This window comes from Bacillus sp. 05T21, from assembly GCF_056396785.1.
The window spans coordinates 333217-346439 of the sequence record NZ_JBFTMD010000002.1; the positions used below are offsets into that span (position 1 = coordinate 333217).

The following is a 13223-nucleotide window of genomic DNA, read 5'->3' on the forward strand; positions in this document are numbered from 1 at the left end:
CTCCCACTCACTTACTTTTTCGGTTCTGCTTTTTGGCCAAACTCTTTTTCCCATTTTTCTAAAATTTTGTCACGATTTTCTGCTGCCCATTTAAAGTCATTCTTTTTATATAACTTTTCTGTCACATCTTTAGGGAACCCATCTGGAAGTTTATAATCATTTTTAATTGTCGCAAATCCATTTTTCTCGAAGTATAACTTCATTACATCATCTGTAATTGCCCAATCTAAAAATGCTTGCGCTAATTTATCATTTTTAGCATTATCTTTTTTAATAAGTGCGTTCGCTTCTACTTCCCAGCCTAATCCTTCTTTCGGTAGTACAACTTCAACTGGTGCACCTTTTTGTTTCTCTTTCAAAGCACTATAAACCATTGATACACCAACTGGATATTCACCTGCGCCTGCTAATTTCGCTGGTTTTGAACCTGAATGAGTATAAGTTGCCATATTATCATGAAGTTTCTTCATGTAATCCCAGCCCTTATCTTCTCCCATAATTTGTAGCCATGCAGAAACTGTTAAAAATCCTGTTCCAGAAGAAGCCGGATGCGGCATAACTAGCGTTCCTTTATATTCTGGTTTCGTTAAATCTTCATATGATTCTGGCATCGGTAAATTTTTCTTCTTCAATTCTTCTTTATTTACAGCAATCCCCGTCATAAATGCAGTATTTCCTACCCATTTTTCTGGTTTCTTATCGTCTTTAAATTGCGGAAGGACACGATCTGCTCCTTTTGGAGAGTATCCTTTTAACATATCTTTTTTCTCTAAAGCTAATAGACTAGACGCTGCAGTTCCCCATACAACATCTGCTTGTGTATTTTTTCCTTCAGCTAGCAATTTCGCTGTAATAACTCCTGTTGAATCACGAACAATGTTCAACTTCACGTCTGGGTACTTCTGTTTAAAAGAATCAAGATAAATCGGTACAAGCTCTTCTTCAATCGCTGTGTAGACAGTTAATGATCCAGATAATTTATCATCTTTTACTTTTGCTCCAGCACTTTCTTCTTTCTTTGCACCACACCCCATTAATAACGAAAATACCATTCCAGTTGCTACAGCTTTAAAGATTGTTTTTTTCACTGTCTCTCTCTCCTTTTACAAATCTTATGTACAACTCTAATATAAACAACTAGTGTAAAAGCAGTATTAAACCAACATTAATCTTTTGTTTGTTGTTTGTTTTTGTGTAATACGTTGCTACTTCTATGTTTTTTCGCATTTTTCTGCTAATATCAAACGTGAAATTTACAAATAATTAAAAAAACCTTTATAATCCCACAAAAAAATGAGGCGTTTGTAAAAAACGCCTCATTTTTGTTTACCTTTTTTTGAATTACGATTTGCATACTTCGCACTATTTTCTCCTTCATACTCTAATGCAAATTCTGCATCTGGTAAGCTTTCTTTCGGAGTTTTATTATTATTAATTGCTGCATTTTGTTTTACTTTTCTTTTTACCAACATATTCACCTGCTCTCACGAAATAACTTTCTATTCTAGTTTGAAACAACTTACAGTAATTATTACTGGGAAGTGTTAACAAGTACATAAGAGCTTATAGATGGAAATACTACATACGAACAAGCCATTACAAAAAGGAGCGATTACTTTGAAAGAAAAAGAAACGATACAATCGCCAATTTTAGACGAGACGCTCCCTCATCAAATGAACTTTCCTTCTTTTAAAGGCACAGGCAAAAAGATGCAACAACCTTTTATAAATCAATATGATGTTGTAATTGGAGACAGTAAATACGATTCCACTAACAGTCCTCTTAATAATTGGAGTGATGAGGTAGATCCTGCCATTATGGCTGGGGAAGAATGGATCCATCCTACAAATGATATCGGATGGATTGCAGAAGAAAATCAAGAATTACTTAAAAACGAAGTTGATAATAAAAATGATGCTTTTATGCATCCCCAATTCGGAATTAACGACTAAAAAAACCATTCTACCTAACGCAGGTAGAATGGTTTCATACTATCCAATAATAATTCGCTCTTTCGGGTACTTATAGCGAGCTGGTTGCTCTCTTCCACCACTAGCTAAAATAAATGTCAAAATACCGACGCGTCCGATAAACATAAGTACAATAAGTACAAGTTTACCAACAGTTGTTAAATCAGGAGTAACACCTGTTGATAGTCCCGTCGTTCCGAAAGCAGAACAAACTTCAATGATTAAGCTCATAAGCGGTACATTTTCCGTAATAGATAAAATGAATAGCGCTGAGGCACATAATAAAATCCCCATCGTCATAACGACAGATGCTTTCAACACGTCCTCTTCATGTAGCTGACGTTTGAAAACTCGGACTGTTCTCCCGCCTCTTGCAAATGTATATAACGATAATATACTAACTGCAAATGTTGTTGTACGTATTCCGCCCCCAACTGAACTTGGAGATGCCCCAATGAACATTAATATACTCATAAATAAAAGCGTTGGTTGTGATAATTCACGTATGTCCATTGTAGCGAGTCCTCCACTTCGCGTCGTCACGGATTGGAATAATGTATAAAATACAGTTTCATGCCATGACTTTCCTACTAAAAAATGATTTCGTTCTAATAGAAAAATCATAATTGTTCCAACAATAACGAGTACAAAAAATGTCGTTGTCGTCAATTTTGTAAATAACGAAAAGCGAAATAGTTGTTGTCGCCTTTTACTAAGGAATTGTTTTACTTCCATTAACACTGGGAAACCGATAGCTCCTAAAATAATAAGCAACATATGAATCATTTGAACAATATAATCTTTTTTGTACGGAATAAGTGATTGTCCTGTTAAATCAAATCCTCCGTTCGTTGTTGCGCTCACAGCGGCAAAGAAACCGTGAAAATAAGCTTCTTGCCAAGTCGGGAAATATAGTAAGAATCTTGTACCTAACAGTATTGCTCCAATGAGTTCTATCGAAATAATTACAATTAAAATAGAACGCATCAATTCTACAAGGCCCGATAAATTCCCTTGGTTATGGTCTGCCATAATTAATCTTCTTCTTTGCAAACCAATCTTTTTCCCCGTTATAATCCAGACGAATGTACCAAGCGCCATAATTCCTAATCCGCCTAATTGTAAAATAAGGGCTAAAAAAATAATTCCTGCCGTTGTAAACGTATCTGAAATCGTAACAACTGACAGTCCCGTAACACTTACCGCACTAACAGATGTAAATAGTGCATCGATAAATGTCCATTTCACTTCAGGCTTCGTAACAAATGGTAAACTAAGCAAAATTACCGATACGACTACTGCTAGTAAATAAAATACAACGATAAGTTGTACGGGACGTAACTTTTGTAAAAACTTTTTTATATCTCTCATTCCATCACTTCGCTACCTTTTTTCTATCGATTAAATAAAGAAAAATCATCACTTTCTTCATTTGTAAATAACTGCTGAAATAGTTTCGCAAATACCATTCCGTATACAGTTCCATTTCCCCCATACGGCAGTGCGTAATATAAATTATGTATTTTTTTATCTTCTTTTAAAATAGGAAGACCGTCATGACTGCCACCAAATGCTGCTGCCCAATAGTACTCTGCCCGTATATTTTTATACTGCGGGAACATTTCTTTTACAATGTTAATAAGAAGATCACGCTTATGCAATAATTTCGTATCGCCGATTTTTTGAATTTTCAGCGCCTCATCTAATCCGCCTATAACAATGCGGTTTTGATACGTTCGACTATACAAATACGGACGTGCTGTTTCCCAAATTAACGATTGCTCATGCCAGCCTTCAAAATAATCTATCTTATTTGTCACAACGGCATAAGACGTTTCTACAGTTGTATTTTTTTCTTTCTTTCCAAAAATTGCTTCATAACCTGTCGCCATAATAATATTCTTTGCTACTATTTTATTTCCTGTATTCGTGTAACAAATTAAATCATTTTGGATTTGTTTAATATGTAATGCCTCTGTATGTTCGTATATAGTAGCGCCCATTTGTTTCGCTTTATGCAAAAGACTATGCGCTAATAAATACGGATTCACTTCTGCATCACCGCTTGTATATAACGCTGCTTGTTTTGCAAATGAATAACGTTTCTTAATATCAGACTCTGTAAAATATTCAACCGGAAATCCATAATGGCGTAACGTATTATATTCTTCTTGTAAAAATGAAACATCCTCATCTCTACTTGCATAATACAAACTATTTCGCGGAATAAAATGGGGATCAATATCGAGAGTTGGCACAACCTTCTCCATTGTTTGCAGCGCTTCATAACAAAGTCTATATGCTCGTACCCCTTTCTCTTCACCAAATGTATGAATAAGAGAGGTTAACGATTTATCATGAACAAATTGTAATAATCCTGTATTTGCAGCTGTGCTACCACATGCAATTGCTCTTTTTTCAATGAGCATAACACGCATTCCAATTTTAGCTAACGAATACGCTATATGAGCACCCGCTTCTCCACTTCCAATTACGAGCACATCACATATCATATCATTTTCTAACGTTGGATAACAAGGTACAGAAACTCCAGAATTCCAAAACAACTTACCAGTCATAAGCTTCATAATTATACTCCTACCATGTAATTTTCTCCTTTCTATGTTTCGTCATTTTCCATAAAAAAATCCAACTAACATACGCTAGTTGGATTTTTTCTCTTTAATTAGAACGCTCTTCAAGCCAATTTCCAACCGTCGGATATGTTTGCTTTACAGCCGTTCCACCATACACAATAGACATATGTCCTGTCGGTAAACATACATACTCTTTATCTGTGCTAGAAATATGATCAAGTAAAGCTTCTACTTGACATGGCAGAGCGATATGATCACGCTTCGCAGAAATATTTAAGACATTCGCCTTAATATTTGCAAGGTCTACCTTTTGTCCGCGAATAACGAGTTCACCCTTCACTAATTTATTATTTTGATAAAAATCACGAATCCATTGTCTATACGATTCACCTGGGAACGGAATACCATCGCCTACCCACTTTTGAACTAATTTCCAACTTTCGACGAAGCGCTCATTTTCTGAACGATCGACTAAAGCAACATATGGACCGACAAAGTTTGTAATTGGTTTTAACATCTTATTTCCGAAATCAATCATTTCTGGTGGAATATTTCCAAATGTATCAACTGCTTTATCTAAATTGAAATATTTCTCATCTAATAAAGGACCGTATAACCCTGTTTCAGAGAAATCAAAAGGACTTGTCATAAAAATCAAGTTTCGAATTGGCATGTCCGGATGAAGCGCTGCATAAATAGATGTTAACGTTCCACCCATGCAATAACCAAGTAAAGAAATCTCGTCCGATTTTGCAGTTCTCATTACTTTTTTCACTGCTTTTGCAATATAATCGAACACGAAATCATCAAATTTCAAATGACTATCTTCTAAACCAAATGTGCCCCAATCAAGCATATACACATCAAAACCACGATCTACTAAATATTCCACTAAACTATTACCTGGAGTTAAATCCATAATATACGGTTTATTAATAAGAGCGTATATTAATAAGATTGGAACTCTCTGTGTTTTTTCTTGTTTTGGAATGTAACGATAAAGCTTCGTTTTATTCTTCGTCCAAATAACCTCTTTCGGTGTTAAACCAACTTGTGGTTCTGGTTCGCGTAATAAAACTTCGCTCGCTCTTTTCACACGGCGATATGCTTTACGATATTCTTCTGGGTACAACTCCAATTGCTTTTCCCATTCTGTTACGAATGTAGTCATTTTTTCTATCTCCTTTTTGGTCAATTTCTTTCTAAAAAAAGAAGTGCATTCCTGCTATGGATATGCACTTTTTTCTTACTTCATTACATGTATAATCCGCCGTTAATGTTTAATTGCTGACCTGTGATATACGCACCGTCACGGCATAGATATACTACACCTTTTGCAATTTCATCAGCTTGACCAAAACGTTTTTTCGGGATTTTCGCAACGATTTTTTGACGCACTTCTTCTGGTACTTCTGCTACCATTTCAGTATCAATAAATCCTGGGCAAATTGCGTTTACAGTTACATTTGTTCTTGCAAGTTCTAACGCTAATGATTTTGTAAATCCTAGCATACCTGCTTTTGCTGCTGAGTAGTTTGTTTGTCCAAATCCACCAGCTTGGCCAATAATAGAAGAAATACTAATGATTCTTCCTTCTTCTGCTTCCGATATGTATGGAAGTACCGCACTTGTCGTATTAAATACACTGCTTAAGTTCACGTCAATTACGCGCTCCCAATCTTCACGATTTAATTTTTTGAATGTACGATCTCTTGTAATACCAGCATTATTAACAAGAATATCAACTTTACCAAAATGATTCACAGCTTCTTCTACAAGTCTGTTTGCATCTTCTACTTTAGAAACATCCGCTTGAACTGCATAAACGTCATGTCCTTCTTTTCCTAATTCATTTACTAAGTTTTCAGCTGCTTCTTTACTGCTGTTATAGTTAATAACTACTTTTGCTCCCTCTTCTGCTAAGGCTACTGTAATTGCTTTTCCAATTCCTTTTGCCCCACCTGTTACGATTGCTACTTTGCCATTTAATTGAACCATTTCTTTTCCCCCTTAAATGAATTTGTGAACGATTGTTATGAATCATTTTGGTACTCATACTAATTGAGTCCATATATTAATTATGTTTCGTTGTTTATACATGAAAAGAGATTCTCCCTCTCTCTTTTACACGTTATAAACAAACGCGATTATCATTTTTTATTTTCTGGCTTATTTACTACAGGCTTTACTTCTTCTTTTACAGGTACTTGTAGTTTAGCTAGTACTGCATTTTGCTTTTCTAGCAATTCTAAAATTTGATCAACTTTCGTTTCTAACGTGCGCATATCTTGTTTTACTTTCGTAACATCACGCTTTAATGTAGGAGCTTGTCCTAATGAATCCACTTTCTCTTCTAGAATTTCCTCGATATTATCAACTTTATTTTCTAAGTTAATAACAAGCGTAGCTACTCTAGCGATATCCTCTCTCGTCGGCACATTCACCTGTTCTAAATAATTTTTTGTCGTATCATTTAATGCTTTTTGATAAAACAAATTCAAATCTAGAACGCTGCCCATCCAAGCAGAATATTCTTCTGTTTTAATTGTTTCATTGAGCGCTTTTCCCCAAAATGTTTCGGTTTGTTCATAAGCATTTTTCCATGCTTGCAATGGATCGAATTTTTGATCAATCACTTCGACTACACTCCCTTTTTCGTTTTTGAAACAATTCAACCTATTCACTATTTTCTAATATTCCGAATAAAACTTCAAGTATATATTTTATTTTTCTTTATTTTCTAACAAATGTATTGACATTAAAAACAGATAGGTGTAAATTGCACTTATAAGCAAAAAATTCCATCTAACTGATTCATGAGGTGATGCACAATCATGCTACATAATGAACCAGAACACCCAGAAAGTTTGGAAAAAAACCAAGCGAAACAACCAAACTCCATGCCAAAAAACTTCTTAGTTCCTTTCTTACTTCTCTGTCTAAAAGACTGGAGTCTTCATGGTTACAAACTTATTCAAATGCTAATGGACATCGGCTTTTCTTCTGTTGACCAAGGTAATGTGTATAGGACACTACGCAAATTAGAAAAAGAAAATCTTATTTCTTCTACTTGGGATACAAGCGAAGGCGGGCCAGCGAAACGAATTTATTCTTTAACAGAATATGGAGAGCAATATTTAACAACATGTGCGACTTCTTTTGAACATTATCAAAATATGTTGCGGACGTTTTTCACGTTATACACCAATGCATTCTTTCCATTTTCTACTTCTCCAGAAAAGGATGAAAAGGATTCTTCATCTTCACCTGGTGGTACAGCAGAGTAATCTGCGTTCACAATATGCAAAAAAACATTTGGAGGTCAAACAATGGAAACTAAGCCATACGAATTAGTCGATGCATTTTGGAAAAACTGGTCTCAATCTCTTTCCCTCTTCTCTTCAGCTGGGAAACAATTAGAGCAACTTACTTTAGAAACGTTAAAACAACAACAAGACGCTTTGCATAAATTAACATCAGGAGTAGATGAACTAGAAAAAGAACTACACCAATTCACTGCTCAGTTCAATAACCAATATACAGACTATGTGAAGCAATTAACTGGAAACTCCTTAAATGATCAAATTAACGAGTGGCAAGAAAAGTGGAATGAGCTTTCTAATCAAATGCACCAACTTACTGTTTCGCCTACGAAAACATCTTTGTCTATTCTTACTCAAACTAGCGGCCAATTTGAAGAAACAACAAAACACTTTATCGAACAACAACAGTCGCAACGTGAAGAGGTTCAAAAACAGTTAGAAGTTTTTTTGGGAGAGTTCAAGTCCAAACAACTAGAACTCGCAAAGCAGTTCGAGGAAAACTCAAAAAATCTATTTACTTCCATCAAGTAAGAAAAATGTGGCAACTAACTGCAGCACAAACAAAACTCTTTCTTCCTCCTACTACATCAAGATGGCTTACATTTTTCGATATGGAAAAGAAGGAGGACAAAATGAATCCATTTCAAGAAGCACAAACTGTTCCGGAGCTTCGTTACGATGAGATTCAAGTCGGTGATCAAGCATCACTTACAAAAAAAATTACGGATGAGGACGTCATCAATTTTGCAAAATTGACTGGAGATGTAAATCCTATTCACATTCTAGACTCTTTTGCAAAAACGACAATGTTTAAAGAACGTATTGCCCATGGCATGCTCGTTTCAAGTTTTATTTCTACCATTCTTGGAACGAAACTTCCTGGCAAAAATACGATTTATTTATCACAAAACGTTTCATTCCGTGCTCCTGTCAAAATCGGTGATACACTTCGCGTTGTGGCAGAAGTTATTAAAAAACGGGACGATAAAAAAATTATCACATTGCAAACAAACATATATAATCAATCTGATGATATTGTCGTAGAAGGTACAGCGACAATACTGAAAAAAGAGTAGCAAATTTGCTACTCTTTTTTCTATCCAAGAACTTCTAATCACACCGTTTACTTCCGTGTATGAGTACGTCGTTTACACATAAAATAACATTACCAGATAGCACTTAGCTAAACTGGATTACTCTTTAAGGATGTGTATCAACATGGTGAAAACAAACAAATTACTAGTTCCGGGTGCAGAGCAAGCACTTGAACAATTCAAATATGAAATCGCACAAGAATTCGGTGTAAGCTTAGGATCTAATACAGCATCTCGTTCTAACGGATCAGTTGGCGGTGAAGTAACGAAACGTCTTGTTGCTTTAGCTCAACAACAATTACGCGGATAACTATATAACCTATGGCTTAGAGGCAGATATTCTCTGCCTCTTTCTTTTTTAACATACATAATAGTGCTTCTTCACATACTAGTAAGAGCAAATCGAAAGGAACGATATGTGAAATGAAACGGATTAACATTAGCATGAGTCCTCCCCGTGTTCTTACTGTATCTTTTATTATGCTATCAATTATCGGTACATGCCTATTGAAATTGCCAATTGCTACAACAACGTCTATTTCATGGCTCGATGCTTTATTTACAACGGTTTCTGCTTGTACGGTTACAGGGCTTGGTGTTGTGGACACTGGTAAAGTATTTACCTTATTTGGCCAATGTGTCATTTTAACACTTATACAAGTTGGCGGACTTGGCATTATGAGCTTTGCTGTTTTAATTGCAATTATGCTCGGCAGAAAAATCGGCCTTCAAAACCGGATTTTATTACAACAAGCATTAAACCAAACAAATGTCGGCGGAATCATTCGTCTTGCAAAAGCGTTATTTTTATTTTCTTTTACTGTAGAATGTATCGCTACTTTACTTCTCTCTTTTGAATGGGTACCAAAATACGGGGTTGCCAAAGGTATATATTATAGCTTTTTTCATTCTATCTCAGCCTTTAACAATGCTGGGTTTTCTGTGTGGAGCGATAATTTAATGCCGCACTCCCATAGCATTCTCGTCAATCTCGTTATTTCTTCCCTCATTATTTTAGGTGGGATTGGTTTTACGGTTATCGTAGATATAAAAAGAAAGAAAAACTTTAAAAACCTTACTTTACACTCAAAGCTTATGCTCTCTTCTACTCTAATCATCAATATTATTGCTACAGCTTTTATTTTTATATTCGAGTTCCATAATTCTCTTTCTATGAGAGGATTTACACCATTTGAAGAAGGTATGGCTGCTTATTTTCAAGCAATCTCGACTCGTACAGCTGGGTTTAATACAGTGGATATTGCCGCTCTATCTAAACCATCACTTTTATTAATGATGCTTCTTATGTTTATTGGTGCTGGCAGTGCTTCTACTGGTGGTGGGATTAAATTAACAACTTTTTTAATTATGTTTTTCGGCGTATTTAAATTTTTGCAAGAACAAGATGATATTGTCGTGTTTAAAAAATCCATTAAAGATACGCTCATTGTCAAATCATTAACGATTACTATTATTTCAATTTCGTTTATTTTTCTTTCCATTTTAATTTTAAGCATCACTGAGAAGGTTCCTTTATTAATGAGTGCTTTTGAAGTATTTTCAGCATTTGGAACTGTCGGCCTTAGCATGAATTTGACACCACACTTAACAATCATCGGCAAAACAATTATTATCTTTATGATGTTTTTTGGAAAGATGGGGCCTTTAACATTAGCCTTTTCATTTGCACGTAAAAAACAAAGAAAAATAAAATATCCAAACGAAGATATTTTAACAGGTTGACAACCGTATAAATTATCCATATAATGAGAGTACAATAGCATATCTCCAAAGGGGAGTAGCGTCCAAGAACTATTTCTTGGAAACAAAGTCGTCATTACGTAGAACTTAGTTCTTCCGGCTTTGTTGGCATTTTCATTACATATGTCTAGCAAGACCTTTGCCTATCAACGGCAGAGGTCTTTTTTGTTTTCAAATTTCCTCCACCGTTGATGCGCAGGAGTATGGGGAAACTAAACAGTGGGAACTTCTTCACTTGTTTAGACTTTATAGAAATGAGAGGAGAATTTACATGGATGTATCATTATTATTGGAGTATGGTTGGGTATTACTCATCCTAATTGCACTAGAGGGGATTTTAGCGGCTGATAACGCTCTCGTTCTCGCAATTATGGTAAAACATTTACCAGAAGAAAAACGAAAGAAAGCACTATTTTATGGATTAGCAGGAGCGTTCGTTTTCCGATTCGGATCACTATTTATGATTTCGTTCCTAGTCGATGTATGGCAAGTGCAAGCAATCGGTGCAATTTACCTTATGTTTATCGCTGGTAATCACTTATTTAAAACGTATGTTAAAAAGAATTCAGATGAAGAAACAGAAGAAAAAGAAGCAAAGAAAAAACAAGAGAACTTTTGGTGGACTGTATTTAAAGTCGAGGTTGCTGATATCGCCTTCGCAGTTGATTCAATTTTAGCTGCTGTTGCATTAGCAATGACTTTACCGAAAACAGGATTAGGTACAATCGGTAGTCTTGATACTGGACAATTCATTGTTATCTTTGTAGGTGGACTTATCGGATTAATCATTATGCGATTTGCAGCAACTGCTTTCGTACAAATTTTAAAACGTAAACCAGGACTTGAAACTGCAGCATTCTTAATTGTAGGTTGGGTTGGTGTGAAATTAGCAGTTTATACATTAGCACACCCTGCATTAAATGTAATTCCGCATTCATTCCCAACATCTACTCCGTGGAAACTTACTTTCTGGATTGTATTAGTTGGAATCGCAGTTGGCGGTTGGTTCTTCTCGAAAGAAGTAGAAGTAAAAGTAGAAAAGAATTTAGACGAAAAAGCGCTGTAATTACAGCGCTTTTTCTTTTTTCTCGTTTCAATCCCCCTCTCTATTTTTAGAAAAAATTCCATTATACTACTTTTTGTAAGCGCTTCCCTTCTAGATGTATGTCCTTTTTGTGAAACATTGCACAAACTTATTGAAACTATGAGCAAATCCATGTACCTTATTCATATAAGGAGTATTTATAGACGATGTATTAAAGGAGCGTATTACTCATGCTAGAACAAGGATTAGATTACGTTGTAAAACTGGCTAAGAGCAAAAAACAAATGCTAGATATAAATCCAATGCAATATTTCATTCGTGCTGCACTTGCGGGCATTTATATCGGTTTTATTATTGTACTATGTTTTAAATTAGGTAACTTTTTTCATATTGCAGATTCACCAGCAACATATTTAGCTTCCTCCATGTTTTTCGGAATTGCTCTCGTACTTATTATATATGGCGGCGCTGAATTATTTACTGGCAATACGATGTACTTCACAGTGGCAACTTTAAGAAAAGAAACAACGATTTCTGATACACTTCGCAACTGGGTTGCTTGTTATGCAGGTAACTTAGCTGGCGCTTTATTCTTTGCCTTACTATTTTACGCAACTGGAATTTTCGAAGCAATTGATCACAGTCATTTAATGAATAAAGTTGTTGAAGGAAAGATGAATACACCTACAATGCAATTATTCTTTAAAGCGATTTTATGTAACTGGCTCGTATGTCTTGCCTGCTTCTTACCTTCTCAAGTGAAAGGTGACACAGCCAAAATATTAATGATGATGATGCTCGTTTTCACTTTCTTTTTATCTGGTTATGAGCATAGCATTGCTAACTTATCACTGTTTGCTTTATCTTTAGTATCACCACATCCTGAGACAATTTCTTTTGCGGGCGCTATTCATAACTTAATTCCAGTTACAATCGGTAACATTATTGGCGGATCCGTATTTGTCGGTATGGTATATCATTACTTAACAAAGAAAGCACCTGTTGTTGAACAAGAGAAAACTCAATTAGTTGGAGCTCAAACAGAGGAAATTATTCCTTTACAAGCACATATGAAACATTAAAAACTCCAAAGTTTCACTTTGGAGTTTTTAGCTCCCTACATATTTCAAGGCAATATAAGGATTGATTTCCCCGTTTTCCTTCCCTCTCTCTATGCTCTTTTTCATCTGATGCATACCGATAACATCATTTGTATGAAGGTGAATTTCATTAGCATATAAACCTTCGTTGCAGAAAGCTTCTACGAAATCTAACCCACTTTTTTGTCGCCATCCCATATTATAATCGAGGGAAATAATATTCACCTCATTGTCCCTAACAATTTGCAAGGCAGATTCTACTGTAGTTGCCAAAACATATCCGTATGGGCAACTTCTTTGATCATCCATATATACATTCATTTTCTATCTCC

Annotated in this window: 16 protein-coding genes and 1 riboswitch; of the genes, 8 read left to right on the forward strand and 8 right to left on the reverse strand. The window is 35.4% G+C overall.

Annotation, left to right across the window (positions count from 1 at the left end; genetic code table 11):
* Positions 1-11: 11 nt before the first annotated feature.
* Positions 12-1088 (reverse strand): putative 2-aminoethylphosphonate ABC transporter substrate-binding protein, encoded by a 1077-nt coding sequence (locus AC1DKZ_RS06665; protein ID WP_113936972.1) that lies wholly within the window; start codon positions 1086-1088, stop codon positions 12-14.
* A gap of 228 nt (positions 1089-1316) precedes the next feature.
* Complete coding sequence (locus tag AC1DKZ_RS06670; protein ID WP_002011566.1) at positions 1317-1472, reverse strand: hypothetical protein; 156 nt, start codon at positions 1470-1472, stop codon at positions 1317-1319.
* Positions 1473-1569: 97 nt separating this feature from the next.
* Here AC1DKZ_RS06670 and AC1DKZ_RS06675 point away from each other — a divergent pair, with 97 nt between their 5' ends.
* Positions 1570-1953, forward strand: a complete 384-nt coding sequence (locus AC1DKZ_RS06675; RefSeq protein ID WP_002011568.1) for a DUF3905 domain-containing protein — start codon at positions 1570-1572, stop codon at positions 1951-1953.
* Between the two features lie 39 nt (positions 1954-1992).
* Here AC1DKZ_RS06675 and AC1DKZ_RS06680 read toward each other — a convergent pair whose 3' ends face one another.
* The 5 genes from AC1DKZ_RS06680 to phaR form a co-directional block, all read right to left on the reverse strand.
* Positions 1993-3342, reverse strand: a complete 1350-nt coding sequence (locus AC1DKZ_RS06680; RefSeq protein ID WP_476995833.1) for a TrkH family potassium uptake protein — start codon at positions 3340-3342, stop codon at positions 1993-1995.
* Between the two features lie 23 nt (positions 3343-3365).
* Positions 3366-4559 carry an NAD(P)/FAD-dependent oxidoreductase gene (locus AC1DKZ_RS06685; RefSeq protein WP_002011571.1) on the reverse strand — a complete coding sequence of 398 codons (1194 nt, stop codon included), beginning with the start codon at positions 4557-4559 and terminating at the stop codon, positions 3366-3368.
* 94 nt (positions 4560-4653) lie between these two features.
* Positions 4654-5739 carry a class III poly(R)-hydroxyalkanoic acid synthase subunit PhaC gene (gene phaC, locus AC1DKZ_RS06690; RefSeq protein WP_002011573.1) on the reverse strand — a complete coding sequence of 362 codons (1086 nt, stop codon included), beginning with the start codon at positions 5737-5739 and terminating at the stop codon, positions 4654-4656.
* 83 nt (positions 5740-5822) lie between these two features.
* The gene (locus AC1DKZ_RS06695; RefSeq protein WP_000250406.1) at positions 5823-6566 is read right to left on the reverse strand and encodes an acetoacetyl-CoA reductase; all 744 of its coding nucleotides are present in this window, start codon (positions 6564-6566) and stop codon (positions 5823-5825) included.
* A 152-nt stretch (positions 6567-6718) separates the two neighbouring features.
* Positions 6719-7204, reverse strand: coding sequence for a polyhydroxyalkanoic acid synthase subunit PhaR (phaR, locus tag AC1DKZ_RS06700; RefSeq protein ID WP_113936970.1), 486 nt, complete (start codon positions 7202-7204; stop codon positions 6719-6721).
* Positions 7205-7402: 198 nt separating this feature from the next.
* On the opposite strand from phaR, the gene phaQ reads away from it, so the two are divergent.
* The 7 genes from phaQ to AC1DKZ_RS06735 all read left to right on the forward strand — a co-directional run bounded on the left by phaQ (position 7403) and on the right by AC1DKZ_RS06735 (position 12873).
* Positions 7403-7855: a poly-beta-hydroxybutyrate-responsive repressor gene (gene phaQ, locus AC1DKZ_RS06705; protein WP_000903018.1), complete on the forward strand. Its 453-nt coding sequence runs from the start codon at positions 7403-7405 to the stop codon at positions 7853-7855.
* A 42-nt stretch (positions 7856-7897) separates the two neighbouring features.
* Entirely contained in the window at positions 7898-8422 is a 525-nt protein-coding gene (gene phaP / locus AC1DKZ_RS06710) for a polyhydroxyalkanoic acid inclusion protein PhaP (protein ID WP_002011575.1), read from the forward strand.
* A 101-nt stretch (positions 8423-8523) separates the two neighbouring features.
* Positions 8524-8967, forward strand: coding sequence for a MaoC family dehydratase (locus AC1DKZ_RS06715; protein ID WP_001067911.1), 444 nt, complete (start codon positions 8524-8526; stop codon positions 8965-8967).
* 142 nt (positions 8968-9109) lie between these two features.
* Positions 9110-9295 carry an alpha/beta-type small acid-soluble spore protein gene (locus AC1DKZ_RS06720; protein ID WP_000241212.1) on the forward strand — a complete coding sequence of 62 codons (186 nt, stop codon included), beginning with the start codon at positions 9110-9112 and terminating at the stop codon, positions 9293-9295.
* A gap of 113 nt (positions 9296-9408) precedes the next feature.
* Positions 9409-10728 carry a TrkH family potassium uptake protein gene (locus AC1DKZ_RS06725; RefSeq protein WP_113936969.1) on the forward strand — a complete coding sequence of 440 codons (1320 nt, stop codon included), beginning with the start codon at positions 9409-9411 and terminating at the stop codon, positions 10726-10728.
* A gap of 38 nt (positions 10729-10766) precedes the next feature.
* Positions 10767-10941: riboswitch (yybP-ykoY riboswitch) on the forward strand.
* Positions 10942-11017: 76 nt separating this feature from the next.
* A complete protein-coding gene (locus AC1DKZ_RS06730) occupies positions 11018-11812 on the forward strand; it encodes a TerC family protein (protein WP_113936968.1) in 795 nt (264 codons plus the stop codon).
* 209 nt (positions 11813-12021) lie between these two features.
* On the forward strand, positions 12022-12873 hold the full coding sequence (locus tag AC1DKZ_RS06735) for a formate/nitrite transporter family protein (RefSeq protein ID WP_002011581.1): 852 nt from the start codon (positions 12022-12024) through the stop codon (positions 12871-12873).
* 27 nt (positions 12874-12900) lie between these two features.
* Here AC1DKZ_RS06735 and AC1DKZ_RS06740 read toward each other — a convergent pair whose 3' ends face one another.
* Complete coding sequence (locus AC1DKZ_RS06740) at positions 12901-13212, reverse strand: cyclic-phosphate processing receiver domain-containing protein (RefSeq protein ID WP_476995834.1); 312 nt, start codon at positions 13210-13212, stop codon at positions 12901-12903.
* Positions 13213-13223 lie beyond the last annotated feature (11 nt).

Excerpts from the sequence above, each read along its gene's own strand:
- AC1DKZ_RS06670 (WP_002011566.1), bottom strand. The coding sequence starts at position 1,472 with ATGTTGGTAAAAAGAAAAGTAAAACAAAATGCAGCAATTAATAATAAT.
- AC1DKZ_RS06675 (WP_002011568.1), top strand. The coding sequence starts at position 1,570 with ATGGAAATACTACATACGAACAAGCCATTACAAAAAGGAGCGATTACT.
- AC1DKZ_RS06680 (WP_476995833.1), bottom strand. The coding sequence starts at position 3,342 with ATGAGAGATATAAAAAAGTTTTTACAAAAGTTACGTCCCGTACAACTT.
- AC1DKZ_RS06685 (WP_002011571.1), bottom strand. The coding sequence starts at position 4,559 with ATGAAGCTTATGACTGGTAAGTTGTTTTGGAATTCTGGAGTTTCTGTA.
- phaC (WP_002011573.1), bottom strand. The coding sequence starts at position 5,739 with ATGACTACATTCGTAACAGAATGGGAAAAGCAATTGGAGTTGTACCCA.
- AC1DKZ_RS06695 (WP_000250406.1), bottom strand. The coding sequence starts at position 6,566 with ATGGTTCAATTAAATGGCAAAGTAGCAATCGTAACAGGTGGGGCAAAA.
- phaQ (WP_000903018.1), top strand. The coding sequence starts at position 7,403 with ATGCTACATAATGAACCAGAACACCCAGAAAGTTTGGAAAAAAACCAA.
- phaP (WP_002011575.1), top strand. The coding sequence starts at position 7,898 with ATGGAAACTAAGCCATACGAATTAGTCGATGCATTTTGGAAAAACTGG.
- AC1DKZ_RS06715 (WP_001067911.1), top strand. The coding sequence starts at position 8,524 with ATGAATCCATTTCAAGAAGCACAAACTGTTCCGGAGCTTCGTTACGAT.
- AC1DKZ_RS06720 (WP_000241212.1), top strand. The coding sequence starts at position 9,110 with ATGGTGAAAACAAACAAATTACTAGTTCCGGGTGCAGAGCAAGCACTT.
- AC1DKZ_RS06725 (WP_113936969.1), top strand. The coding sequence starts at position 9,409 with ATGAAACGGATTAACATTAGCATGAGTCCTCCCCGTGTTCTTACTGTA.
- AC1DKZ_RS06730 (WP_113936968.1), top strand. The coding sequence starts at position 11,018 with ATGGATGTATCATTATTATTGGAGTATGGTTGGGTATTACTCATCCTA.
- AC1DKZ_RS06735 (WP_002011581.1), top strand. The coding sequence starts at position 12,022 with ATGCTAGAACAAGGATTAGATTACGTTGTAAAACTGGCTAAGAGCAAA.
- AC1DKZ_RS06740 (WP_476995834.1), bottom strand. The coding sequence starts at position 13,212 with ATGAATGTATATATGGATGATCAAAGAAGTTGCCCATACGGATATGTT.